This is a genomic window from Pseudarthrobacter naphthalenicus, assembly GCF_029076445.1.
Classification (GTDB): Bacteria; Actinomycetota; Actinomycetes; order Actinomycetales; family Micrococcaceae; genus Arthrobacter; species Arthrobacter naphthalenicus.
This window is the reverse complement of the sequence record NZ_JARESG010000002.1, coordinates 94,760-119,309: the sequence shown is the minus strand read 5'-3', so window position 1 is coordinate 119,309 and position 24,550 is coordinate 94,760. Positions and strand designations below refer to the sequence as shown.

At 67.3% G+C, this 24,550-nt stretch carries 16 protein-coding genes; 12 read left to right on the top strand and 4 right to left on the bottom strand.

Annotated elements, in window-relative coordinates; all coding sequences use genetic code 11:
• Positions 1-101: 101 nt before the first annotated feature.
• From PY310_RS02610 to PY310_RS02600, 3 genes are read right to left on the bottom strand one after another with little or no spacing between them, the layout of a single operon-like run.
• A complete protein-coding gene (locus PY310_RS02610; protein ID WP_275212590.1) occupies positions 102-1,787 on the bottom strand; it encodes a DUF885 domain-containing protein in 1,686 nt (561 codons plus the stop codon).
• Between the two features lie 9 nt (positions 1,788-1,796).
• Positions 1,797-2,027: an acyl-CoA carboxylase subunit epsilon gene (locus PY310_RS02605; RefSeq protein WP_275212810.1), complete on the bottom strand. Its 231-nt coding sequence runs from the start codon at positions 2,025-2,027 to the stop codon at positions 1,797-1,799.
• Positions 2,028-2,065: 38 nt separating this feature from the next.
• The gene (locus PY310_RS02600; protein ID WP_275212589.1) at positions 2,066-3,649 is read right to left on the bottom strand and encodes an acyl-CoA carboxylase subunit beta; all 1,584 of its coding nucleotides are present in this window, start codon (positions 3,647-3,649) and stop codon (positions 2,066-2,068) included.
• A 237-nt stretch (positions 3,650-3,886) separates the two neighbouring features.
• Here PY310_RS02600 and PY310_RS02595 point away from each other — a divergent pair, with 237 nt between their 5' ends.
• On the top strand, positions 3,887-4,789 hold the full coding sequence (locus tag PY310_RS02595) for an SDR family oxidoreductase (RefSeq protein WP_275212588.1): 903 nt from the start codon (positions 3,887-3,889) through the stop codon (positions 4,787-4,789).
• 94 nt (positions 4,790-4,883) lie between these two features.
• Positions 4,884-5,792 carry a biotin--[acetyl-CoA-carboxylase] ligase gene (locus PY310_RS02590; RefSeq protein ID WP_275212587.1) on the top strand — a complete coding sequence of 303 codons (909 nt, stop codon included), beginning with the start codon at positions 4,884-4,886 and terminating at the stop codon, positions 5,790-5,792.
• A 42-nt stretch (positions 5,793-5,834) separates the two neighbouring features.
• Here PY310_RS02590 and PY310_RS21545 read toward each other — a convergent pair whose 3' ends face one another.
• Entirely contained in the window at positions 5,835-6,065 is a 231-nt protein-coding gene (locus tag PY310_RS21545; RefSeq protein WP_320537868.1) for a hypothetical protein, read from the bottom strand.
• On the opposite strand from PY310_RS21545, the gene PY310_RS21540 reads away from it, so the two are divergent.
• The 10 genes from PY310_RS21540 to PY310_RS02540 all read left to right on the top strand — a co-directional run bounded on the left by PY310_RS21540 (position 6,058) and on the right by PY310_RS02540 (position 24,525).
• Positions 6,058-6,399: a PH domain-containing protein gene (locus PY310_RS21540; protein WP_320537869.1), complete on the top strand. Its 342-nt coding sequence runs from the start codon at positions 6,058-6,060 to the stop codon at positions 6,397-6,399. The two genes, PY310_RS21545 and PY310_RS21540, sit on opposite strands and share 8 nt — an antisense overlap.
• On the top strand, positions 6,389-7,543 hold the full coding sequence (locus PY310_RS02580) for an adenylate/guanylate cyclase domain-containing protein (protein ID WP_275212585.1): 1,155 nt from the start codon (positions 6,389-6,391) through the stop codon (positions 7,541-7,543). The genes PY310_RS21540 and PY310_RS02580 overlap by 11 nt, the downstream gene beginning before the upstream one ends.
• Before the next feature lie 223 nt (positions 7,544-7,766).
• Positions 7,767-13,889 carry an Ig-like domain-containing protein gene (locus tag PY310_RS02575; protein ID WP_275212584.1) on the top strand — a complete coding sequence of 2,041 codons (6,123 nt, stop codon included), beginning with the start codon at positions 7,767-7,769 and terminating at the stop codon, positions 13,887-13,889.
• A 72-nt stretch (positions 13,890-13,961) separates the two neighbouring features.
• On the top strand, positions 13,962-14,933 hold the full coding sequence (locus PY310_RS02570) for an AAA family ATPase (RefSeq protein WP_275212583.1): 972 nt from the start codon (positions 13,962-13,964) through the stop codon (positions 14,931-14,933).
• A 52-nt stretch (positions 14,934-14,985) separates the two neighbouring features.
• Positions 14,986-16,317, top strand: a complete 1,332-nt coding sequence (locus PY310_RS02565) for a DUF58 domain-containing protein (RefSeq protein WP_275212582.1) — start codon at positions 14,986-14,988, stop codon at positions 16,315-16,317.
• The gene (locus tag PY310_RS02560) at positions 16,314-18,794 is read left to right on the top strand and encodes a transglutaminase TgpA family protein (RefSeq protein ID WP_275212581.1); all 2,481 of its coding nucleotides are present in this window, start codon (positions 16,314-16,316) and stop codon (positions 18,792-18,794) included. Before PY310_RS02565 ends, PY310_RS02560 begins: the two co-directional genes overlap by 4 nt.
• Positions 18,791-20,281 (top strand): RDD family protein, encoded by a 1,491-nt coding sequence (locus tag PY310_RS02555; protein WP_275212580.1) that lies wholly within the window; start codon positions 18,791-18,793, stop codon positions 20,279-20,281. Before PY310_RS02560 ends, PY310_RS02555 begins: the two co-directional genes overlap by 4 nt.
• The gene (locus PY310_RS02550) at positions 20,278-21,177 is read left to right on the top strand and encodes a PP2C family protein-serine/threonine phosphatase (RefSeq protein ID WP_275212579.1); all 900 of its coding nucleotides are present in this window, start codon (positions 20,278-20,280) and stop codon (positions 21,175-21,177) included. Before PY310_RS02555 ends, PY310_RS02550 begins: the two co-directional genes overlap by 4 nt.
• A gap of 1 nt (position 21,178) precedes the next feature.
• Positions 21,179-22,798: an FHA domain-containing protein gene (locus PY310_RS02545; protein WP_275212578.1), complete on the top strand. Its 1,620-nt coding sequence runs from the start codon at positions 21,179-21,181 to the stop codon at positions 22,796-22,798.
• Positions 22,795-24,525 carry a serine/threonine-protein kinase gene (locus tag PY310_RS02540; RefSeq protein WP_275212577.1) on the top strand — a complete coding sequence of 577 codons (1,731 nt, stop codon included), beginning with the start codon at positions 22,795-22,797 and terminating at the stop codon, positions 24,523-24,525. Before PY310_RS02545 ends, PY310_RS02540 begins: the two co-directional genes overlap by 4 nt.
• The last annotated feature ends 25 nt before the right edge of the window (positions 24,526-24,550 follow it).

Genomic DNA, 24,550 nt, shown 5'->3' with positions numbered 1-24,550 from the left:
TCTCACCCGCGGGACAGGGAGGGGAGGCACCCGGCAGCGCGCGTCAAAGCGAGGAACGAGCAGCGCGCGGAGGGTGTCGGCCCTCCCGGTCGGGCGCGCACCTACTTAAGCAGTGCCCGCCGCAGCGTGTCCAGACCGACCGAGCCGATATTCAGTGCCTTGGTGTGGAAGGCCTTGAGCTCGAAGCCCGGCCGGGCCTCGAGATCGGCGCGGATCTGTTCCCAGAGCCGCTGGCCCACCTTGTAGGACGGGGCCTGGCCCGGCCAGCCGAGGTAACGGGTGAACTCGAAGTTGAGCTGGCCTTCGCTGATGGCAAGGTTTTGGGTGAGGAATTCGTAGCCCTTATCCGGGGTCCACGTGCCGGTGCCCCACCGTTCGGGGACTTCGAGCTCCAGGTGGACGCCGATGTCGAACACCACACGGGCCGCGCGCATCCGCTGCATGTCCAGCATGCCCATGTGGTCGCCGGGATCGGACAGGTAGCCGAGTTCCTGCATCAGTTTTTCGGCGTAGAGCGCCCACCCTTCACCGTGTCCGGAGGTCCAGCAGACACTCCGGCGCCATTTGTTGAGCAGCTCCCGCCGGTAGGTGGCAGTGGCCACCTGGAGGTGATGGCCGGGGACGCCCTCGTGGAACACCGTGGTGGTTTCTGCCCAGGTGGTGAAGGTGTCCTCGCCGGCCGGCACGGACCACCACATCCGGCCGGGCCGGCTGAAGTCCTCGGAGGGGCCGGTGTAGTAAATGCCGCCCTCGTCCGTGGGGGCAATCAGGCACTCGAGCTTCTTCATAACGTCCGGGATCTCGAAGTGCACCCCGGCGAGGTCGGTAATGGCCTTGTCGGAGAGTTCCTGCATCCACGCCTGGAGGGCGTCGGTTCCCCGGAGCTGACGTGCGGGGTCGGTGTTGAGGGCCTCCTTCGCCTCGTCGATGCCGGCGCCGGGCTTGATGATGGCCGCGACCTTCTCCTGCTCGGTGATCAGCCGGTCCAGTTCGTGGACTCCCCACGCGTACGTCTCTTCGAGGTCGACGGCGGCGCCGAGGAAGGAGCGCGAGGCCAGTGCGTAGCGTTCCCGGCCCACGGCATCCTTCGCCGGCGCCACGGGCAGCAGTTCGGTCCCGAGGAAGTCGGCGAGTTGCCGGTAGGCACGGCGCGCCGCGGCAGCACCGGCGTCGAGCTTCTCCTGGACGGAGGGGTCGAGGGGACCGCCGGCAGTCCGTGCCCCGGCGGCAAGCTTCGCGAAGAAGCCGTCGTCGGCGGCGTGTTTGGTGGCCTGTTCGATGACGCTGGACACCTGGCGGGCTGCAGCCACCTTCCCGGCGTCCCTGGCGTGGCGCAGGGATTCGATGTAGCCGGCCAGGGCGGCCGGAACGTTCAGGGCGCGGCCGGCGAGATGCTCCCACTGGGCGTCCGTGTCGGTGGGCATCAGGTCAAAGATGGCCCGGATATCCTGCGCGGGCGAGGCGATGTTGTTCAGGTTCGCCTCGTCCCAGCCCGTCCCGTGGATTTCGAGCTGGAGCCCCAGCCGCTCACGCATGGCGTCCAGGGTGATGGCGTCCACGTCGTCCTGCGGCACCAACCCGTCAAGGGCTTCCAGTGCGTCCCGGGCCTCCGCCGCGAATGCGGCGATGCCGGCGGGGGAGAAGTCCGGGTACTCGGTCTCGTGTCCGGGCAGGCCGAGTTCGGTGGCAAAGGACGGGTTCAACCGGATGAGCGCATCGGTGTAGGCGTCCGCCACAGCATCGATGGCGGAATGCGGCCGGACAGCGGGCGGGGCTTCGGTAGTCACCCCACGAGCTTATCCCTGGCTCCGCCGCCAGGCGCCGGGACCCGGGGTGGGGGCGAGTCGCAGCTGCTGCCGGCGCACCCAGTGCCGGAGTGTCGGCTTCCCGGCCTCCGGTGCGTCCGTGACGCCCAGCGAAAGCACGACGGCGGTGAGCGCCGCGAGCTCCTCGGCTGAGGGCTGGCCCTTGACCACGGAGAACAGCGGCGCGGCCGTCTCGGCGGCGGGGTTTTCGGCGGCGGAGATTTCGGCAGCCGGGATTTCGCCCGGGGCAACGTTGGGGGTCACAGCGGGATGTTCCCGTGCTTCTTGGCGGGCAGGCTGGCGCGCTTGTCACGGAGGGCGCGCAGGCCCCGGATGATGTGGATCCTGGTCTCGGACGGGGCGATGACTGCGTCCACGTAGCCAAGCTCGGCCGCCTGATACGGGTTCAGCAGCTCTTCTTCGTACTGCCGGATCACTTCGGCGCGGCGTGCTTCCACGTCTCCGCCGTTCTCCGCGACCGCGGCCAGTTCGCGGCGGTAGAGGATGTTCACGGCGCCCTGGGCGCCCATCACGCCAATCTGGGCGGTGGGCCAGGCGAGGTTGAGGTCCGCGCCGAGCTTCTTGGAGCCCATCACGATGTACGCTCCGCCGTAGGCCTTGCGCGTGATGACGGTCAGCTTGGGGACGGTGGCTTCGGCGTAGGCGTACAGCAGTTTGGCGCCGCGGCGGATGATGCCCTGGAACTCCTGGTCCTTGCCGGGCAGGAAGCCCGGAACATCGACCAGGGTGATGATGGGAATGTTGAACGCGTCGCAGTTCCGGACAAAGCGGGCAGCTTTCTCGGAGGCGGCAATATCCAGCGTGCCGGCAAACTGCAGCGGCTGGTTGGCAACGATCCCCACCGTGTGTCCTTCAACCCGGCCGTAGCCGATGATCACGTTGGGCGCATACAGGGACTGCATCTCCAGGAAATGCCCGTCGTCAAGGATCTGCTCGATGACGGTGCGCATGTCGTAGGGCTGGTTCGCAGAATCCGGCACGAGGGCGTCCAGAGCGAGGTCCTCGGCGTCGAGCTCCAGCTCCTGCTGGTGCTCCAGCACCGGCGCCTCGGCAAGGTTGTTGGAGGGCAGGAAGTCCAGCAGTTCCCGGACGAACCCGATCGCGTCGGCCTCGTCGGAGGCAAGGTAGGCGGAGGTGCCGGTGGTGGCATTGTGCTGGCGGGCGCCCCCGAGGGTTTCCATGTCCACATCCTCGCCGGTGACGGTCTTGATGACGTCCGGCCCGGTGATGAACATGTGCGAGGTCTTGTCCACCATGACCACGTAGTCGGTGAGGGCGGGGGAATAAGCGGCACCGCCGGCGGAGGGTCCCATGATGAGGGAGATCTGGGGGACTACGCCGGAGGCGTGAACGTTGTTGCGGAAGATGTCAGCGAACATGGCGAGGGACGCCACGCCTTCCTGGATGCGGGCGCCGCCGCCGTCCAGGATGCCCACCACGGGGCAGCCGTTACGCAGTGCGAACTCCTGGACCTTGACGATCTTTTCCCCGTTGACCTGGCTGAGGGATCCGCCGTAGACGGAAAAATCCTGGCTGTAGACGGCCACCGGCCGCCCGTCCACGGTGCCGTAGCCCGAGACCAGGCCGTCGCCGAGCGGCTTCTTCTTTTCCATGCCGAAGGCCGTGGAGCGGTGGACTGCCAGCGCGTCCAGCTCCACAAAGGAGCCTTCGTCGAGGAGCAGGTCGATGCGCTCGCGGGCAGTGTTCTTGCCGCGGGCATGCTGCTTTTCGATGGCTTCGGGGCCGGACGGCTGCTCTGCACGGGCCTGGCGGTCGCGGAAGTCGGCGATTTTTCCCGCTGTCGTGGTCAGGTCGTGGCTCATCAAGTGTCTCCGGCTCTGTAGCAGATTGGTGCTGTAACAAATGGGTGCTGCGTCTCGCTGCTGGCGGGCAGGTCGCATGACGGGATTAAGTAGCTTCCGCACAAAGGACGAACCCTGCTGGCTAGTCTAATGACGCATTTGCGGGGGACGGCTGTAGAAACCCTACAATTTTGTGGCACATCCGCCCACCAAGACGCATGTTACTGACCAGTAACATATGTGGACTACAGTAGGCCCATGACTTCCAGCAACGACGCAAGGTCCGCTTCCGCCTCGCCGTACCGTGCCACTGGTTCCCTTCGGGGCCGCACCATCCTGATGTCCGGCGGCAGCCGCGGGATCGGCCTGGCCATCGCCAGCCGGGCGGCCCGGGACGGCGCCAATATTGTCCTGCTCGCCAAAACGGGCCGGCCCCATGCCACACTGGCGGGCACCGTCCACACTGCTGCCGAACAGATCGAGGCGGCCGGCGGCCAGGCGCTTGCCGTGGTGGGAGATGTGCGCCGCGACGAGGATGTGGCAGGCGCCGTAGCGGCCGCCGTCGAACGTTTCGGCGGCATCGATGTAGTCCTGAACAACGCCTCCGCCATCGATCTGTCCACGACGGACACCGTGGACATGAAGCGCTATGACCTGATGCAGGACATCAACGTCCGCGGGACGTTCCTGCTGTCCAAGCTCGCGCTGCCGGCGCTGCGCAAATCAGACCGCGCCCACATTCTCACCCTCTCCCCGCCGCTGAACCTGGACCCTAAGTGGGCCGGCCGGCACCTCGCCTACACGATGGCAAAATACGGCATGAGCCTGACCACGCTGGGCCTCGCAGAGGAACTCAAGGCGGACGGGATCGCAGTCAACTCCCTCTGGCCCTGCACGCTGATCGACACCGCAGCCATCCGGAACATGCCCGGCGGCGAGGCGATGGTCCAGGCTGCCCGCGGGCCCCAGATCATGGCTGACGCCGCCCACGCGATCCTGACCGGCGGCAACCTGGCCGGGCCTTCACCCGCCGGGGCAGGCGTCCCCAGCGGAAACTTCTACACGGATGAGCAGGTGCTCGCGGCCGCCGGGATCACCGATTTCAGGCCCTACAGCCTCGGAGCGGCAGAGGAACAGCTCGTACCGGACATCTTCCTCTAAGACCGCGTTCCGGTGCCACCTGCCCGGGGTCATGTCCGGGGTCATGTCCGGCCGGAACAGCCGCCGCGGGTGCGTGAGTCGATAGGATTCAACCATGGCTGACTCACATACCCCGGGAAGTCCGTTGAACCGCGGGGCCCTGGCGGACCCGGATTTCCTGGCCGCCACCGGCATCGCGAAATTGCTGGTGGTGGACTCCACCGGGTCCACCAACGCCGACCTTCTGCGGGCAGTGAGCGTCGAACCGAAAGATTGGCCCGACTTCTCAGTGCTGACGGCCGAGTACCAGACAGCAGCCAGGGGCAGGCTGGACCGGAGCTGGGAAGCGCCACCCTTGAGCTCGGTGTCCGTTTCCATCGTGCTGCGCCCCGTGAATGCCGAGGGCAGGCCTCTGCCCACCGATACGTATTCCTGGCTATCGCTGCTGGCGGCGCTGGCTCTGCGGGAGACGCTGCTGGAGACGGCCGGTATCCCTGCTGAACTCAAATGGCCCAATGATGTCCTGGTCCGCGGCCGCAAGGTTGCCGGGATCCTGGCGCAAATGGGCCCCATGGGGGACGGTTCCGTGCCGGCGGTGGTCCTGGGAACCGGCCTCAACGTGACCTTGACCGAAGCGGAACTGCCAGTGCCCACCGCCACCTCCGTGGCGCTCGAGCAGCCCCTCACCACCGACCGGACCCTGCTGCTCAAGAGCTACCTGGCGAACTTTGCCCGGCTGTACCGCAGTTTTTGCAATGCCGACGGCGACCCCACCGCCGGGCTGGCAGGCGGGCCCTCCCTCCACAAACGCGTGGAATCCGTGATGGTCACCCTGGGCAGGCAGGTGCGCGCGCAACTGCCTGGGGACCACGAGATCATCGGCCACGCCACCCGGCTGGATGAATACGGTTCCCTCCTTGTGGTGGACCGGGACAAACGTGAACATGTTGTGACTGCCGGTGACGTGGTCCACCTGCGGCCCTGGACCCCGCCCGGTCAGGACCCCGAAGGCGGTTATGCGTAAAGGCCTGGTCCCGGGCGAGCAGGTTATTACCATCACGCGTCCTCAGCCGAGGAAGCTGGCCGGCCCGGCCGCAGCCTTCATTGCCGCGCCTGCAGCCGCTGCCTTCGCCAGTGCCTGGACCCTGCGGGGTGAGGCCGCCCGGCTGATGCCGGCCTTTTCCGCGGACTGGGCGCCGTGGATCGTGCTGGCATGCGTCCTGGCCGCCGCATGGATATGGTTGGCATATTGCCTGCCGCGGCTGCTTCGCTGGCAGGGAACCAGGTACGTGCTCACCAGCCGGCGGATTGTTGCCCGCTACGGCATGATGCGGCGCCGCGACGAGCAGGTTAATCTCGGCTCCGTCCGCAACGTGACCGTTCACCAGTCGGTGCTGCAGCGCATATTGCATTCCGGGAATATATCCTTGGAAACCGGGTACCAAAGCGTGGTGACCCTCCAGGATGTCCCTGAAGCGGCACGGTTCCGGGATTTCGTTTTGGATGCCGTCGCCGAGTTGCCTGCAGGCAGGGATCCGGCGGCCGATGAATTGCCGGACTATGCGGACGACGGATTGACAGACGACAGATGGCCGTGGGAGATGAGAGAAGGTGGACACAATGAACGATGAGGACCAGCAGGACCCGCAGGCCCTGCCGGCCCGCGCGCCCGAAAGTGCCCGCCCGGCCGAACCCCGCCCGGCCGAAAGTGCCCACCCGCCCACAGGCACCCTGTCTGCTGAACGGCTGGCCGCCAAAGCGCTCGAGGCCACGCTGCTGGGCGGCGAACGCAAGCTGCGTCGCCGTGAGGTTGCTGCCGGGGCAGGGTTGTCGCTGTTGTCTGCGCGGAAGCTTTGGCGTGCTCTTGGCTTCCCGAACTTCGGTGACGACGACGTCGCGTTCACCGAACGGGACCAGGCCGCGCTGTCCACGGTGGTTGACCTGGTCCGTGCCGGGGTCCTGACCGAAGAGGCCGCGATTTCCGTAACCCGTGCCATCGGCCAGATGACTGACCGGATGGTGGTGTGGCAGATCGAGGCCCTGGTGGAGGACATGGTCCACGAGCAGGGTGTTACGGATGCGGTGGCCCGCAAACGCCTGGTCAACGAGCTCCCGTCGCTGCTCGACGCGCTGGAGCACATGCTGGTCTACTCGTGGCGGCGGCAGCTCAATGCCGGCGTCCAGCGGCTGGCTGTGCGCGCGGAGGCAGGCCTGCAGGCGAGCGAAGAGGGCCGCGAGGGTGACGAAGACGATGCGCCGCTGCCGCTGGCCCGCGCTGTCGGTTTCGCTGACCTGGTGTCATACACCAGCCTTTCCCGCAGGATGAACGAGAAGACGCTGGCCCGCCTGGTGCAGCGCTTCGAGAACAAATGCGCGGAGATCATCTCGGTCGGCGGTGGCCGGCTGGTCAAGACCGTCGGCGACGAAGTCCTTTACATCGCGGAGACGCCGGCTGCCGGGGCCGAAATCTCGCTGGCGCTGGCCCGCGCGTTCACCGAGGACGAGATCCTTCCCGAGGCGAGGGTGGCCATGGTCTGGGGCCGGATCCTGTCCCGGCTCGGCGACATTTACGGGCCCACGGTGAACCTGGCTGCCCGGCTCACCACCCTTGCCGACCCGGGGACGGTGCTGATCGACTCCATGACGGCTTCGGCGCTGGAAGATGATGAACGTTTTGTCCTGGTTCCGCAGCCGGCCGAAAACGTGCGGGGCTTCGGCGAAATCCACCCCGTGCTGCTGGCCCGGGGCGAAGGCAAAGGCCTGGTCGTCGACTAGGAAAATGCTGCCCGGCCGCTGACCTGCGGGTTTATCCAGTTGTTGGCGTATCACGCTATAGTCGGACCTTGTGGGCGCCCGCGTCCACAACGCAGGGGAGCGCTACCCATCGCGGCCCCCGGCCCTGCTTCGGTAGGCTAACGCGGGAACGGCGGGCCCTGCAGGGGCTCTCTGGACGGTTCGGCCGGGGGGCCGCCACACATTTCAGGGGAATAGAAAAACTGTGAGAACTCTGCTGGGGAAGTTTGGTCTCAAAGGGCGGCGCAACAAGGTGGTCTCCGGGGCGGCCTTGGCTGCTGCCGGTGCCGTACTGGTTGCCGGTGCGATCATCTATCCGGGGTTCAAGACCACTGAGGTGGAGTTGAACGACGGCGGAGTGTGGGTGGTCAGCAAGTCCAAGAACGCTGTCGGCCGGCTGAATTATCCGTCGCGGGTGCTTGATGGTGCAGTGACCCCTGCCAGTACCACCTTCGACGTCCTGCAGAGCGCGGGGGATGTTTTTGTTGACGATGAGACGGGTTCCACGCTGAACCAGGTTTCTCCGGCAAACATGCGCCTGGGCGGGGACAAGCAGTTGCCGGGCTCCGCGGACGTCAGCTTTGGTGCCCGTGTGATGGCCGTGACGGATCCAGCCGCCGGCAAGGTTTGGGCCCTCTCACCCTCCACGGTCAATGGTTTCGACCAGGAGGCGACCGAACCTGTGATGGTCGGTTCCGAAGGCCTGGTGTCCGCGGTCGGCGCCGATGACCGGGTGTACTCGGCGGATCCCAAATCCGGAGCGGTCACCGTCACCACCGTGGACGCCAACGGCGAAGTCGTGGCCTCGGATTCAACCACCTGGGGTGAACTTAAGGGTGCGGGTGATCTGCAGATCACGGTGGTGGGGGATAAACCGGTGGTCTTGGATGCTGCGGCGGGGAACCTGTTTCTGCCCGGCGGGAAGCGGCTCCAGCTGGATAACGCGCGGGATGCGAAGCTGCAGCAGGGCGGTCCGGCGGGTGACTTTGTGGCGATCTCGACGCGGAAAGCGCTGCTGAAGCAGCCGCTGGACGGTTCCACCGCCAGGACGGTGACGTTCGACGGCGAGGGCGTACCTGCCGCGCCCGTGCAGTTGGGCGGGTGCGTGCATGCGGCGTGGTCGGGGGCGAACAAGTATGTGCGTGACTGCATCAATGATGCCGATGACAAGAAGGTGGCGGTGCCGAAGGCGAGTGCATCGCCGTCGTATGTTTTCCGGGTGAACCGGGACCTGGTGGTCCTGAACGATGTGAACTCCGGGAACGTGTGGCTCGTGAACCAGAACATGCAGCTGGTCAACAACTGGGACGACGTTGTGCCGCCCAAGAACCAGTCCGATGACCAGGATCAGGAATCGGCGGACAACAACACCATCAACATCCTGCCGGACCGCACCAAGCCGAACCGGCCGCCGGAAACCAAACCCGACGCCGTCGGAGTCCGTCCGGGCCGGACCACCATCCTCAGCGTCCTGGACAACGACTCCGACCCCGACGGCGACGTCCTGACCGCCGCCGTCGGCGAGGCAGGACCCAAGGCCGGGACGCTGCAGAGCATCTACGGCGGCACCGCGTTCCAGATCTCCGTCCCCGCCGACGCCCGGCCCGGCACCGAAACGTTCAGCTACAATGCGTCCGACGGCCGGGGGCTTTCCGCCGCCGGCCGGGTCACGCTCAATGTCGTGGGACCCGCCGACAACAAACCCCCCATGTTCAAGCGCGGAGGTGACGCCACCACCATGCTCGTGGAACAGGGCAAATCAGTCAGCCAGAACATCCTCACCGACTGGATCGACCCGGACGGCGACGACCTCGTCCTGATGGATGCCAAGGCTGACAACGACAAGGACCAGGTGAAGGTCCGCCGCGACGGCTTGCTGACGTTCCAGGACTCCGGCGCCACAGCGGGCAAGAAAAACGTTGAAGTCACCATCTGGGACGGCCGGGCCACGGTCACCGGCAAGGTGGTGGTGAACGTCCAGCCGCCCGGCGCGCTGGCGCCGGTGGTCAACGCCGATCATGTCACGGCCGTGGTGGGCCAGGACCTGGTGATCGCGCCCCTGAAGAACGACGCCGACCCCAACGGCGGCGCCCTCCGCCTGGCGCAGGTTGAAGCAAACGGTCCCGCCGAACTGGGCCCCGTCACCGACGGCGGCACCTTCACGTTCCGCAGCACCACCCCCGGCCCGGTCTACCTGACGTACATCGCCAGCAACGGTCCGCAGAGCAGCCAGGGGCTGATCCGTGTCGACGTCGAGTCCGGCAAGGACGCCGGCGATCCCGTCGCCGTGCATGATGTGGCCCTCATGCCCACCGGCGGCAGCGTCCTGCTGGACCCGCTGGCCAACGACTCGGACCCGTCGGGCGGGGTCCTGGTGCTGCAGTCCGTAAAACTGCCGGACAACAGCACCGCCTCGGTCAGCGTGATCGACCACAGCGTCCTGCGCATCACCGACGTCCTGGGCACCAAGGATCCGTTCCTCTTCGAATACACCATGTCCAACGGCCGCAAGTCAGCCACCGGCAGCGTCTCGGTGGTCCCGGTTCCGGCTCCCGCCGTCGTCGAAGCACCCCAGCCGAAACCGGACGAAGTGAACGTCCGCGTCAACGACGTCGTCACCATCCCGGTCCTGGACAACGACACGCACCCGCAGGGCCAGCAACTGACCGTTGACCCCGTCCTGCCGCAGCCCGTTGATGAAGCAGACGGCAGGAGCTTCGTCTCGGAAAACACTGTCCGCTTAATCGCCGGTCCCCAGCCCAAAACGGTCCGTGCCATCTACAACGCCGTGGACCCGCAGGGGCAGAAGAGCGCCGCCGCCGTCACTATCCACATCCTTCCGCTGGAAGGCGCCCAAAACTCACGGCCACAGCCGCGGAACCTCACGGCCCGCGTCGTGGCGGCCGGGACAGTGCGGATCCCCGTGCCGCTGGACGGGATTGATCCCGACGGCGACTCCGTCCAGCTGACCGGCATCGACAGCACCCCCGCCATGGGAACCGCCACCGTGGGGAGCAACTTCATTGACTTCACCGCGGCCGGAGACGGCGCCGGAACGGACACGTTCCGCTACAAGGTGGTGGACCGCCAGGGCGCCGTCAACACCGGCACCGTGACGGTGGGCATCGCCCCGCGGGGCGAGACAAACCAGAACCCCACCCCGGTGGATGATGAGGTGAAGGTCCGGCCCGGACGCCAGATCGCCGTCGACGCCACCGGCAACGACACCGATCCCGACGGTGACCTGATCCGTATCCTCTCCGACGGAATTGAGGCTGACCCTGCCCTCCAGGCCACCGTCAGCAAGACCAGCGGACGCATCATCCTGCTGGCCCCCGGCGCCGCCGGCACGGTCAACGTCCGCTACACCATTGCCGATGACAGGGGAGCCCAGGCCCAGGCCACCATCCGCGTGGTGGTGGACAACGAGGTGCCCCTGAAGGCGCCCATTGCCCGTGACGACCGGGTGACATCAGCCCAGGCCATGGGAAAGACCGCCGTTGACGTCCCCGTCCTGAAAAATGATGAAGACCCCGACGGCGTGGGCGAGAACCTCAAGATCAGCACCGAGGCCGGGACCGCGCGTCCCGGGGCCGACGGCACCATGATTGTGGAGCTCACTGAGGCTCCCCAGCTCATTCCCTACACCGTTGAGGATGTGGACGGGCAGAAGTCCACCGCGATCATCTGGGTGCCGGGACTGGGGCAGCAGGTCCCCACCCTGGCCAAGGACGAGGTCATCGAGGTGGTCTCGGGCCAGTCCGTGAACGTTGACCTGAAGGAGTGGGTGAAGGTCCGTGAAGGCCGGTCGCCCCGCCTGACCCAGACGGACCGCATCAAGCTCATCGGCTCGGACGGCAGCAATCCCGTGGCCGGTGACGGCACCTCACTGAAGTACACCGCCGGCGCGGACTACGTTGGCCCGGGCTCCCTGAGCTTCGAAGTGACCGACGGCACCGCCGTTGACGATCCGGCCGGCCTGAAGTCCACCCTGAGCATCCGCACCAGGGTGTTGCCGGACCCGAACCGCAACAACCCGCCCGAACTCCTGGGCGCCACAATTGAGGTTCCCAAGGGGGAGTCTGCCGACCTGGACCTGAGCCGGCTGACCTCGGACCCGGACCGTAACGACCTGGACAACATGAAGTACGAACTGGTGGGCGCCAGCCCCGCCAGCTTCAACGCGCGCATGGACGGCAAGATCCTCAAGGCCTCCGTGGACGGATCCACGGCCACCGGCACCGCGGGAGCCGTGCAGGTCAAGGCGACCGATCCGCGGGGACTGGAAGCGACCGCTACTTACCAGCTGGCCGTCATCGCTTCCAACCGGCCGAAGCCGGTAGCCAATGACGACCTCGAACCGAATGCAGCAGCCGGCAAGCCGGTGACCGTCAGGGTCCTCGCCAACGACTCCAACCCCTTCCCCGAACAGGCGCTGAAGATCGTTGCCGCTACGGCCGAAACCGGCAGCGGCAATGTAGAGGTAGCCGGCGACGCCGTCACCGTCACGCCCGCGCCGGGATTCAGCGGGTCCATGGTGGTCTCCTACACGGTGGCCGACAAGACGCAGGAAGCGTCCCGTCAGGCCACGGCCCGGATCCGGCTTACCGTCAAGGACAAGCCGCTGGCCCCCACCACCCCGCAGGCCCAGAGCGTGGGGGATCAGACAGCCCTGCTGAACTGGTCCGCGCCGGCCGACCGCGGCTCACCGATCACCAAATACACGGTTTACGGCGCCGGCTTCAGGCAGGACTGCCCGGCGAACACCTGCACGCTCACCGGCCTGGTCAACAACACCAAGTACTCCTTCGAGGTCACGGCCACCAACGAGTTCGGCGAGTCCGACCGGTCGCCCGCCTCGGCGGAGGTCCGGCCCGACGTCAAGCCGGACACGCCCCTCGCGCCAACCCTCACGTTCGGCGACAAGCAGCTCGCAGTGAACTGGGTTGCTCCGGCCAGCAAGGGATCCCCGGTCAAGTCCTACGATCTGGAAATCTCACCTGCCCCTGCCGGTCAGAACGCCCAGATCCAGAACCTCACCGCTGTCAGCTACGTCTGGAAGGGGCTCCAGAACGGCGTGTCCTACAAGGTGCGTGTCCTGGCCCGGAATGACGCCAAGGAACCGTCCGAGTGGAGCGCCTACTCCGCCGCCGAAGTGCCCGCCGGTGTGCCGGCGACTCCGGCTGCACCCTCGGCGACGGCGGCCCCGTCGGTTGGGACCCAGAGCCAGCTGAAAGTGTCCTGGACGGCTCCGAACAACAACGGTGACGCTGTGTCCTCCTACACCCTGACCACCCTGAAGGGCGGGGCCGCAGTCGCATCCCAACAGGTCGCCGGCACCGCCCAGAACGTCACGGTGGACAACTCCGAGTCGGGCTACACCTTCACCGTATCCGCCACCAACAAGGCGGGGACCTCCGGGACCAGCGCACAATCAGCGGCCGTGCGTGCCGTGGGGAAGCCCGCCATGGTGGGAGCGCCGTCGGCCACCCTCGTCGGCACCAACGCGGACGGCGGAAAGATCGATGTCCGGTTCACCCCGCTGACCGATGCCCAGCGCAACGGGTCAACTTCAAGCGAGATCACGTACAAGTACCGGCTGACGTCGGGTGGCGGCAGCGGCGACATCACGGCCGGGGGAGCAGTGGTAGCGGCAGCCAACGGCACCGATACCGCCGTTGTGGTCTGGGCCGTTTCATCCCGCAGCACAACGGCCGGGGACGCCAGCCCGCCGTCAAACAGCGTCAACCCCTACGGACTCGCGTTCGCTCCCACCGTGAACGGCAGCAACAGCAGCGGGGTCGGGGACAAGACTGTTTCCTGGAGCTGGAACGCGCCGAGCGGTAACGGACGTCCCGTAACCGGCTACCAGTACAGCCTGGACGGCGGCGGCTGGGTCAACACGGACCAGCGGTCGTTCTCGAAGAGCGTCGGCTTCAGCGAGACCCACAAGCTGGAAGTCCGCGCGGTCAGCGCAAACCAGCCCGGCCGGATCGGCAGTGACACCTCGCGCAGCGGTGCCGCACCGCCACCGCCGGTCCCGACGTCGTGGTCCGTCACGGCCACGCCGGTACGCAGCTGCACCGAACCGGGCTACGGCACCGACAGCTTCCGGCAAGGCAACCCGTCCTCCTGTGTCGGCGGCGGCAAGTGGATGCCCGCGAACCAGCCGGCAAATTCGGACTTCTACGTGGTTTGGTACAAGACAAACGAAAACCCCTCCGGCATCTGGTACCACCTGACCAGTGGTGCCGCGTCAGGAAACTATGTCCGCAGCGATACCACCAACCACCCCGGCAACCCGCCCAGCGGCATGCCGAAGCGCTAAGCAAGAGACCGTCACGGCCCGCCAGGGTTGGCCCGCCACAACTCCAGCAGCACAAGAGAAGGAACCCCTTTCATGACCATGACCACCGAGCAGGCCGAATGGTTTGCAGGCACTTTTGACAAGCTCGTTGCCAACGTGGGGCAGGCGGTGCTGGGCAAGGAACACGTCATCCGGCTGACGTTCACCGCCATGCTGTCCGAGGGGCACATCCTGTTTGAGGATGCCCCCGGCACAGGCAAGACCATGCTGGCCAGGGCAATGGCCGCCACCGTGCAGGGCTCGAACAACCGCATCCAGTTCACCCCGGACCTCCTGCCCTCGGACGTCACCGGTGTGACCATCTACGACCAGAAGACGCAGAAGTTTGAGTTCCACAAGGGCCCGATCTTCAACAACATCGTCCTGGCCGATGAAATCAACCGTGCCTCGCCCAAGACCCAGTCGGCGCTGCTGGAAGTCATGGAAGAATCCCGGGTCACCGTGGACGGCGTAACCTATGAGGCCGGCCGGCCGTTTATGGTGATGGCCACGCAGAACCCGATCGAGCAGGCCGGCACCTACCGCCTGCCGGAGGCCCAACTGGACCGCTTCCTGATGAAGACGTCCATCGGGTACCCGGACCACGCGTCCACGGTCAGGCTGCTGGGCGGCTCCAACCTCAAAGACCGTTCCAAGGAAATCACCGCGGTCATCACCACGCAGGCCGTCGCCGACATGGCTGACCTCGCGGCCACCGTCCACGTGGACACGGCTGTCCTGGAATACATTTCCCGGCTCTGCGAGGAGACCCGCAACGCGCCCGAGAGTCGCTTGGGGGTCTCCGTGCGCGGCGCCATCGCCATGGTGCGGGCGGCCAAGGTCTGGGCTGCGGGCCAGGGACGCAACTTTGTCCTCCCGGACGACGTCAAGGACCTGGCAACAGTGGTCTGGACCCACCGCTTCGTGATGGACCCGGAAGCGGAGTTCGCCGGGGCTACGGCGGAGGCTGTCCTGGCCCGGGTGCTGGCCGACGTCGCGGCGCCGCAGCAGCGCGCCACCGTCTGACGCCCGCGGGAGCTCCTGACGACCATCCTCCAGCGCGAACAAAGGTACCTCTATGTCCAGCGGCACTCCGTTGATCCGGCTTGCTGAACGCCTCCGGGAACCCTTCCACCGGAACGGCAAAGCCACCAGGCTGCACCCGGCGTCCGTCTGGGCCGAGGCCAGCGGCACCGCGGCCCTTGCCCTCGCTCCGGCATGGGAAAAGATCCGGGGCCTGTGGCTGCGCTACGCGTGGCCTGTGCTCTCTGTGGTCAGCGTCCTGGGCTGGTCCGTGCTGGCCGGCGCCATCCTGCTGTGGACTGCTGGCCAGGCGTTCGGGTGGCAGGAAGCGAAGGCCGCTGCCATCGCGGCGTTTGTCCTCTTCCTCATCGCCATCGGATTCGTCCTGGGCCGGTCCTCGTACGGCGTGATCCTGGACCTGGCCCGCACGCGGGTGGCTGTGGGGGACAGTGCGGTGGGAAGCATCGCCGTCTCCAACACGTCCACGCGTCCGCTGCTGCCAGCCGCCCTGGAACTGCCGGTGGGCAACGCCACCGCCGTCTTCCACCTGCCCCGGATGAAACCGCAGCAAGTACATGAGGACCTGTTCACCATCCCCACGGCCCGGCGCGCCGTCATCGTGGTGGGACCCGTTCGGTCCGTCCGGGCAGACCCGCTGCACCTGCTCCGACGCCAGGTCATGTGGACCGAGCCGGAAGACCTCTTCGTCCACCCCAGGACCGTGGCCCTGGCCGGTTCCGCCGCCGGCTTCATCCGCGACCTCGAAGGCATGCCCACCACTGACCTGTCCAGCGCCGATGTGTCCTTCCACGCGCTGCGCGACTACGTCCCGGGGGATGACCGCCGGCACATCCACTGGAAGACCACCGCCCGGACCAACAAGCTCATGGTGCGCCAGTTCGAGGAAACCCGGCGCGCCCACCTGGCCATCTCGCTGTCCATCAACACGGACGAATACGCCTCCGAGCAGGAATTCGAAATGGCCATCTCGGCGGCCGCATCAATCGGGCGGCAGGCCATCCGCGAGCAGCGCGAACTTGACGTCCTGACCCAGAAGGGCCCGCTTCGCTGCGAAACTGGCCGGAACCTGCTGGATGACATGACACGGATCGTCGGGGCACCCATGCGCCGCACCGCCGTCGACCTCGCCCGGACGCTGGCCGACACGGTACCCAACGCTTCGGTGGTGTTTTTTGTGGTGGGCAGCAATGTGACACCGTCACAGCTCCGCTCGGCGGCTGCGTCCGTGCCGCCGGGAGTGCGGAGCCTGGCGGTGCGCCTCCAGGTCGGGGCAGCCCCGGGCCGCGCCAACATTGCCGACCTGACGGTGCTGACGCTCGGTGACCTCGCCGACCTCGCCATCGTCCTCAGAAAGGCAGCCGCATGAGCACCGCGTCTGATCTCCGGCCCCGGACCTCCCCGCGGCGGCATGAGTCCGCCTTCGCCGACGGCCAGCCCGTCTGGCACTTCATGCTCGACGCCGGCGCCCTCGCCGTGCTGCTCGGGCTCGGCGTCCTGGGGTTCAGCCTCAGCTTCGGCGGCGATCCCTACTACCTGATCTCCGGGTTCGGCGGCATCGTCCTGGGCCTGGGCATTGCAGCCCTCAACGCGCACCTTCGCCTGGGCCTGCTGATCACCACAGCCCTCGCGCTGGGCGCCTACCTGCTTTTCGGGACGGTCCTCGCTGTGCCGGACGCCGCCATCGCGGGGTTCCTTCCCAGCCTCGACTCGCTGCGTACGCTGCTGCTGGGTGTGGTGTTCGCCTGGAAGGACATGCTCACGGTGGGCGTTCCGGTGGGATCCGCCGGCGGGGTACTGATTGTCCCGTTCCTGAGTTCGCTGCTCACGGCGCTTGTTGCCGGCCTGCTGACCTGGCGCCTGAAAAGCCCGTACTGGCCGTTGCTCCCGGTGCTTGCGCTCTTTGTGACCGGCATTGCCTTCAGCACCAACGCCGCCTTCCTGACAGTTGAGCGCGGCATTGGACTGACCGTCGTCGCTATTGCCTGGGCCACGTTCCGCCGCGACGCGCTGCGCCGCAGTGATACCCGGAAGGTCTCAGTGAACAGCCCGCAGGCAGACGCTGCCGCGGCTCAGCGGGCAAAGCTGCGCAGGCTCGGGACTGCCGCCGCCGTCATCGCAGCCAGCGTGGCCATCACGGCGGTGGCGGCGCCACTGGTCACCGGTAGCAGCGACCGCAAGGTCCTGCGCAACGTTGTGGTTCCGCCGTTCGATCCCAAGGACTACGTCACGCCGCTGGCAAGTTTCCGGACCTTCGTCAAAGACCGGAAGGATGACACACTCTTTGTAGTCAAGGGGCTTCCCAAGGACGGCAGGGTCCGGCTGGGCGCCCTGGATGCCTTCAACGGCACCAACTACACCATGGACCCGAACGGCTCCGGCAGCTTCAGTAAGGTCGGCGACACCAAGTCCATCAACACCCTGGCGGACACGTCCAGCGTGGTGCCCACCCGCGACTACGCCATGGACATCGCCATCGAGGGCTACCAGGGCTACTTTGTCCCGGGCGGCCGGAAGACCACCGGCCTCAGTTTCAACCAGAGCGCGTCAGCCGCTGCCTCCGGACTGTACTTCAACGCGGGCACGGACACCGCCGTCACCACCCAGGGCCTCTCCCAGGGGGATTCCTACAGCGTGCAGGTTTCGGATCCCGTGAAGCTCGAGCACGGCCAGCTGACGCAGTACGACTTCGCGAAGGTCACCCTCCCGGATGCCCTCGAAGTCCCGCCGGTGGTTGGCTCCCAGGCCAATGACCTCTCCGCCGATGCCCCCACCCCGATTGACCGCGTCCGGCAGATCGAAGCGCACTTCCAGAAGACCGGGGCGTTCAGCAACGGGCTGGTCACCGAGGGCCAGCTGCCGAGCGTCTCCGGCCACAGTTCGTCGCGCATCAGGAACCTGCTGACCGCCAAGCAGATGCTCGGCGACGACGAACAGTACGCCGTGTCCATGTCCCTGATGCTCCGGCACCTGGGCATCCCCTCCCGCGTGGTCATGGGGTTCTACCCCGAGCCGACCAGCCCCGAGAACGGCGCCGGTGAAGTCAAAATCACGGGCAAGGACGTGCACGCCTGGGTGGAAGTTGCCTTCGACCGCGTGGGCTGGGTCAGCTTCGACCCCACCCCGCCCAAGGACAACATCCCCATCCCGCCGGACCCGGAAAACAAGTCCAAGCCGAAGCCGCAGGTGCTGCAGCCGCCGCCCCCGCCGCAGGAGCCGGTGGACCTGCCCACGGACTCCTCGCCGGATGCGCTTGACGCGGACGAGAAGAAAAACAACCCGTGGCTGTTCTGGGGCGCCCTGCTGGGTGCCCTGGGCATCGCGCTGATCCCGCTCGCTGTCCTCGCGCTGCCGCTGCTGCTGATCGCGTTCCTCAAATCACGACGCCGGAAGGCGCGTTTCACCGAGGGGCACCCTGCGCAGCGGGTCGGCGGGGGCTGGAACGAGGTCCTGAGCCTGGCTACGGACATGGGCGCCGGCATCGATGCCCGTTCAACCCGGCGCGAAAGCGCGGCGGTGGTGGCGGAGGCGTTCCCCGCCTCCGGACAGACAACCACCCTGCTGGCGAACCGGGCGGATGCCTCCATCTTCGGGGCCGGCCAGCCCACCGAGGAAGAGGTCCGGGAGTATTGGGCCATCGTGGACGGGTCCCTGAAGGAGATCAGCGGCACCGTCGGCTTCTGGCGCCGCCAGCGGGCCCGGTTCTCGCCCCGGTCCCTGCTGGCCGACGGCCGCGCTGCCCTGAAGCTGCGTAGTGCGCGGTTAGGCTTGGGTCGATTGGCGCGTCCGACTGATGAGACCGCCGTTCTGCGGAACCCTGGCAGGAAGAACCCTACTGACTCATGACAACCGAGCCCGAGCGGTGCCAGCGGTGCCGGCAACTGATCCGCGGCGGTGCCACGTTCTGCACCTCCTGCGGTGCCCCGCTGCCCAACAGGTCGGCCCGCAGCGGACGCAACGTGGACCCTGCCCAGCGGGCCGTGATGGAAAGCGCCGCCCCGCATGCAGCGCAGATTCCCGGTACTATCCCGGTAGTACAAACGGCTCCAGGGGGAGGAACGGGAATGGCAGCCACTCTTGAACTGGTTCCAGCCACGGCCGGCAAAAGGCTTGGCGCCGCAGTACTGGACTGGCTGGCACCTGTCGCAGTCCTGGTGGTGACTTTGGCCATCGGCTTCGCGGGCATCACCCGGACCCAAAGCGGCGGATTCATCATCTATGACACCAGTTCACTGGTCCTGTTCGGCAGCATTGGCCTGGGGCTGACCGTGGTGTACCTGGTGGTCCTCGCGGGCATGGAGGCCCGCTCCGGAGCCACCATCGGCAACAAAGCCATGGGTATCCGCAGTGCCGACCAGGACGGCTACGCCCCCGGCACCGGCGCAGTTTTCCTACGCGGCCTGGTGACGGGCGGCGGGATCATCCTGACGCTCCTCGCCGCCGTGCTGATCGTCATTTTCAAATGGTTCGACCCCGCGCTGTTCATCCTGGGGCCGCTGGTTCTGATTGCTGCGGCATGGGCTGCCCTGGTGGTGGTTTCCAACACGTGGGACGCCAATGGCAGGCTCCGCGGCTGGCATGATGCAGCGGCCAAAACCCTGGTCTTCGACGTCAAGACGGGCCGCAACCCCATCACGTCGGGGGGAATGCAGGGCCCTTACAGCTTCGCGCCCCTGGACCTGCCGCCCGTGCAGCCGGTGGCCTCTCCGGTGGCCCGGCCGGCTGCCGCCGTACAGTACGCTGCACCCTCCGCCCCCGCACAGCCAGCTCCGGCACAGCCCCGGCCTGCGGCGCAGACGTATGCGCCGCCGTCGTTCTCCCCGCCCGCTGCGCCGCCGTCGTGCTCCCCGCCGGCTGCTGCAGCGTCGTTCCACCCCCCGGTGCCGACGGCGCCTATCCCGCCGGTTCCCGCCCCCGACGCAGCGCGTCCCGACGCAGACCATCCCGACGACGACGTGGACCGCACGCAGATGCGCGGAGGAGCCGCCTTGGCCGTCCCGGTCGCCGTGCTGCGGATCAAGCTCGACGACGGCCGGGACTTCCAGCTGGACCGCAACGTCCTGGTGGGGCGCAACCCCGTGGGCCAGGCCGGGGAGCAGCAGGCCCAGCTCCTGGCCGTCACCGACCCCGGCCGTTCGATTTCCAAAACACACCTCCACCTGCTCACCGACGGCGCGGGCATTTGGGTGACGGACCGCAACTCCACCAACGGCAGCGCGGTCACCACTCCGGATGGCCGGCGCACGCCCCTGCAGCCGGGCGTGCCCGCATTCGTCAGCCCGGGATCCACTGTCCACTTTGGTGACCGCTCCTTCCACCTAGGACAGGCATGAACCCTCAGCCCGCCAGTTTTTCCCCCCACGCAGAAAAAGGATCCGGGCTTAGCCTGAGCTACGGCTACGGCACCGATCGCGGACTGCGCCGGGAGCTCAACGAAGACTCCTTCATCGCCTCGGACCCGGTCTTTGCCGTGGCGGACGGCATGGGCGGACACGAAGCCGGGGAGATCGCCAGCGGCATGTGCGTCCGGGCGCTGGCGGCCATGCCGCAACTGGCCACCGGAGAGCGCACCGTCACCGCCGCGGTGCTCCAGCAGTACCTGATCCGGGCCGACAACTCCATCCGGGAAGCCACCGGCGCCCGCGCGGGAACCACCCTGACGGGTGCCGTTGTGGTGGAGCAGATGGGGATGCCGTACTGGCTGGTCCTGAACATCGGCGATTCCCGGACGTACCGGCTGAGCCAAGGGAATTTCGACCGGATCAGCGTGGACCACTCCGAGGTCCAGGAACTTGTGGACGCCGGTGAAATCACACCCGAGCAGGCCACCGTCCATCCCCGCCGCCACGTGGTGACCCGGGCCCTGGGGACCGGCGACGAGACGGAAGCGGACTACTGGCTGCTGCCGGTCGAAGAAGGCGACCGGATCCTGATCTGCTCGGACGGCCTCACCGGTGAGCTGACGGACGATCACATCTTCCGGATCCTCAGCACCGTAGCCCACCCCCAGGATGCCGTGGACGCCCTGATCCAGGCCGCGCTTCGCAATGGCGGCCGGGATAACGTCACCGTGATCGTGGTTGACGCCAAGAACGTGATGAACGACGCCGGCATCGCCACCACTGCGCCGCGGCCCGCCGCTGCGGCGGAAGAGGAAGTGACGCTGCCGCGGGCAGGGATTGTTGACGCCGGCCGGGCTGCTGACGAAGACGGAACCGGGGAGCTCTAGGATGGCCACTGCCAAGTACACAGCAGGCACCTGGCTGGGCGTCCTTCGTTCGCGCACCGTTGTCCTCCTGGGGCCGGAGACCCCGCCGGCGCTCGTCCAGTCCCTCTGGGACCTGCTGGGGGAGGCTCCGGAAGTGCATGAAGTCCTTCATGCGGTCACCAGCAGCTTCGGGGTTTCCCTGGCCAGGATGCCGTCCTTTGGCATCGTGGATTTCCGTGACGCGCTGCGGGTGTTCCTCCGCGGTGACCTGGACCTGACGGTGCAGCTGCCCGGCGGCCCTGTGGAGCTGAATGGACGGGATGTCACCACCTGGAGCGAGCGGCGCTTCGACCTGCCCGAGTGGTGCCGCCTGACCGTGGGCGGCGGCAATGGGCCCGGGCCACACCTGCCGCTCATTGAAGGCGTGGTCCTGCTGCAGTCGCTGACCGTGGCAGTGACGGATGCCCCGGCTGAAGCGCAGGACATCGAAGCGCAGGACGTCGTGGTGCAGGGAACCATGGCACACGAGCCTGCCGCTGCGCTTCAGCCCATTGCAGCACTGGAGCCCGACATTGCGCAGGGCGCAGACGCAGCTGCACCGGAGGTCTCGGCGGAGACAGTACTGGGGCTCATGGACGACGACTCCCACGACGCCGCGGAGGCAGCCGAGCCCGGGCAGGGGGCTCAGGCAGAACCTTCACCGGACGTCGAACCTGCTGCCACAGGCGACCAGATGCCGGCCCACGACCTGACCGGCACGTACGACCATCTGTGGGAAAAGACCGTGATCCGCCGCATCGAGGACGCCGCAGTACGCGACGAGCCTGAGGAACCCGACGCCGGCCCGGCCCTGGCAACAACACCTGAACCTGGCGCCCGGCCGGAAATTCCGGACCTCCCTGTACCCGCCGCACCCCGTCCGGCTGAGATCGCTGCCCCCGGCGTCGGCGGCGGACTCATTGATTCGGTCCCGTGGCGCACCGGAGCGGGCAGCGTGCCTGCCGCCCAGGCCCCGCCATCGTTCACCCCGGCCCCGGCCCCGGCGCCGGCACCGGCTCCCGCCACCGACCCGGCCGTGGATCCCGGCGGGTTCGACGGGGACCATGACGGCCAGACCATCATGAAGAGCGACCTGGCGGCCACGAATGCACCCGCTGCGCCGGAGGAACCTGTCCCGGGGGCAGGCCCCCTGGTCCTGGCCCTGGTCTGCGGCAGCGGCCATGCCAACCCGCCCACCCACGCCCAGTGTGCCGTGTGCGGTTCACCGCTGCCGCCGGACGCCATCCAGGTTGCCCGGCCACGGCTGGGACGGATGCGCGTGTCCACCGGTGAACTCGTGGACCTGGACCAGTCACTGGTGATCGGCCGGCAGCCGTCCGTTTCCCGCGTGCAGGGCGGCGTGATGCCCCGGCTCGTCCAGGTTGCCAGCCCCGCCGGCGACATTTCGCGTTCCCACGTTGAAGTCCGGCTCGAGGGCTGGCACGTGATGCTGTGCGACCTGAAAGCCACCAACGGCACGGTCCTGGTCCGCGAGGGTCAACAGCCGCGCCGCCTGGCCCAGAACGAGATGGCCATCCTGCTCGACGGCGACATTGCGGAACTGGGCGACGACATCTCATTGCGTTTTGAGGAGATTCTTTGAGTTCCAAACGGCCCGTTGCGCCGCCGCCCCACATCCCTGGGTTTACGTATATCAGCCTGCTCGGCTCCGGCGGGTTCTCCGACGTCTACCTCTATGAACAGGACCGCCCCCGGCGGAAGGTGGCCGTCAAGGTTCTCCTCTCCGACCTGAAGACCGAGGGTGCCCGGCGCCGCTTCGAGTCGGAGGCCAACCTGATGGCCCAGCTCTCCTCCCACCCGTACATCGTGACGATTTACGAGGCGGAGGTGACCGCGGCCGGGCACTCCTACCTGGCCATGGAGTACTGCTCCAGGCCCAGCCTGGATGTCCGCTACCGCCGCCAGCGCTTCAGCGTTGACGAGGTGCTCGCCGTCGGCATCCAGGTGGCCTCCGCCGTGGAGACCGCCCACCGCGCCGGCATCGCCCACCGGGACATCAAACCCGCCAACATCCTGGTGACCGATTACAACCGGCCGGCCCTGACGGACTTCGGCATCTCGGGCACCCTGGGTGGCGACACCGATGACGACGCCGGGATGTCCATCCCGTGGTCGCCGCCTGAACAGTTCACCGACGGCCCCGTCGACGGCGTGATGGTGGACGTGTGGGCGTTGGGCGCCACCCTGTACACCCTGCTGGCCGGCAGGTCGCCGTTCGTGATGCCCGGAACCGACAACTCCCAACGTGAACTGATCTCCCGCATCACCAACTCGCCGCTGCCCCGCCTGGGCCGGGCCGACGTGCCCGAATCGCTGGAACGCGCGCTCGCCACGGCCATGGCCAAACCTGCCGCCTCCAGGTACTCCTCGGCCCACGCCTTCGCCCTGGCACTGCAACGGATCCAGGCCGAACTGAACCTCTCGGTCACGCCCTTTGAAGTGCTCGAAGAGTCCGCTGAGGACAGCCACCCGGACGACAGTTTCGAGGAGACCCGGGTGAGGAGCGTTGCTGCCATCGATCCCGAGCGGACCGGCAGCGCCCCGACTTTCCCGGCACGCACCCGGCCCCAGGGGACCGAGGCCGGTTGCCCGCCGTCGGGCTTTCCCGAAGGGGAGTGGGCCCACGCCACGATGCTCCGCGGCAGCGCGCCGGCCGCCGACTACGGCTCAGTGCCGGACGCCACGGTCCAACGGCCGGGGCTGCTCCCAGCGCAAACGGCACAGCAAACAGCACCGCAAACGGCACAGCAGACGGCACCGCAGACGGGGCAGCCGGCGGGCACCAGGGGAGCCCGCGCAGAACCGGAAATCGACGCCACCATCAGCCGGCCTGTGGCCGCACCGCAAACCGCCCAGGAGCTTGCCCCGGACCACGGCAAACGGAACCTGTGGCTTGCGTTCGCCGGCGGGACGGTCCTGATTCTGGCCATCGTGGTGGGCATAGTTCTGGCATCCTCCGCACCGGAACCGAAAGTGGCGGAAACCGGCCAAATCAGCAAGCCGCCCGCGGATGCCCTGGACAGCGGGACGGTCCCTGATGTCACCGGCCTCGACGGTGTGATGGGCCCCAACGGCAGGATTGTCTTTACCTGGACGAACCCGCAGCCGAAGGACGGCGACACCTACAAATGGCGCCTCACGGACTTCGTGACCCGTGAACCGGGGCCGTATCAGGTGGCGAAGGACACCCGCGCCGAGGTCCAGCCGGCGCCGGGACGCAACATCACCTGCATTGACGTCATGATTGTCAGGTCGGACGGGACCGCGTCCCCCATGGAGGGACCCTCAGGAACCTGCTACACGAAATAGCCAGCGAACCTGACCAACAGCACGC

Excerpts from the sequence above, each read along its gene's own strand:
- PY310_RS02600 (WP_275212589.1), bottom strand. The coding sequence starts at position 3,649 with ATGAGCCACGACCTGACCACGACAGCGGGAAAAATCGCCGACTTCCGC.
- PY310_RS02595 (WP_275212588.1), top strand. The coding sequence starts at position 3,887 with ATGACTTCCAGCAACGACGCAAGGTCCGCTTCCGCCTCGCCGTACCGT.
- PY310_RS02590 (WP_275212587.1), top strand. The coding sequence starts at position 4,884 with ATGGCTGACTCACATACCCCGGGAAGTCCGTTGAACCGCGGGGCCCTG.
- PY310_RS02580 (WP_275212585.1), top strand. The coding sequence starts at position 6,389 with ATGAACGATGAGGACCAGCAGGACCCGCAGGCCCTGCCGGCCCGCGCG.
- PY310_RS02570 (WP_275212583.1), top strand. The coding sequence starts at position 13,962 with ATGACCATGACCACCGAGCAGGCCGAATGGTTTGCAGGCACTTTTGAC.
- PY310_RS02565 (WP_275212582.1), top strand. The coding sequence starts at position 14,986 with ATGTCCAGCGGCACTCCGTTGATCCGGCTTGCTGAACGCCTCCGGGAA.
- PY310_RS02560 (WP_275212581.1), top strand. The coding sequence starts at position 16,314 with ATGAGCACCGCGTCTGATCTCCGGCCCCGGACCTCCCCGCGGCGGCAT.
- PY310_RS02555 (WP_275212580.1), top strand. The coding sequence starts at position 18,791 with ATGACAACCGAGCCCGAGCGGTGCCAGCGGTGCCGGCAACTGATCCGC.
- PY310_RS02550 (WP_275212579.1), top strand. The coding sequence starts at position 20,278 with ATGAACCCTCAGCCCGCCAGTTTTTCCCCCCACGCAGAAAAAGGATCC.
- PY310_RS02545 (WP_275212578.1), top strand. The coding sequence starts at position 21,179 with ATGGCCACTGCCAAGTACACAGCAGGCACCTGGCTGGGCGTCCTTCGT.